This window comes from Herbiconiux daphne, assembly GCF_024979295.1.
Lineage (GTDB): Bacteria > Actinomycetota > Actinomycetes > Actinomycetales > Microbacteriaceae > Herbiconiux > Herbiconiux daphnes.
On the sequence record NZ_JANLCJ010000808.1, the window covers coordinates 1 to 522 of the forward strand.

At 46.2% G+C, this 522-nt stretch carries 2 protein-coding genes; both read left to right on the top strand.

What is annotated here, in order from left to right; all coding sequences use genetic code 11:
- The first annotated feature begins 75 nt into the window (after positions 1-75).
- On the top strand, positions 76-252 hold the full coding sequence (locus N1032_RS27810; RefSeq protein WP_259543971.1) for a hypothetical protein: 177 nt from the start codon (positions 76-78) through the stop codon (positions 250-252).
- An 8-nt stretch (positions 253-260) separates the two neighbouring features.
- Positions 261-522, top strand: a 262-nt coding sequence (locus N1032_RS27815; protein ID WP_259543973.1) for a lipoprotein, incomplete at its 3' end; no start/stop codon positions are given.

Consider the following 522-nt stretch of genomic DNA (forward strand, 5'->3'; position numbering starts at 1 on the left):
TAATCGCTGGATATCGCCCGCAGCGTAGATTTCGAAGGTTTTAGCATCCATCAGCATAATGATGGAAAAGTTTGCATGGGATACGAAGGAAGCCAATGCGAAAACACATTAGCCGAACTACAAGCCCTTGCATTCCGTTTCGATATTCCCTTTTTGGATTCGAAGCAGTTGCCAATTCCTGAAAAGGAACTTGCCGCCACTGTTATCGATTTCCTTAAAGATATAAACCACGATGGCCAGCCCATCCACTAAGAGTACGTATGATGAAAAAAATTATTTCAGGCATTGTTATCCTCGCTTCAGTAGCGGCTTGCACTAACGCTAACGCTATCTCCGAAGCTTACCGCCGCCAGCTTCAGCGCGAGCATAAAACCCAGCAAAGCGAAATTAAAGCCGCTACCCTGGATACCTATGCGGATAACGTGATCGAAGTGCAGGCAGATGGAAAATGCAACGTGAAGAAAGTTAACGGCTTCGCGCCAGTTAGCGTTTCGAAGGTTATCAAAGGTACTCACATCCGCA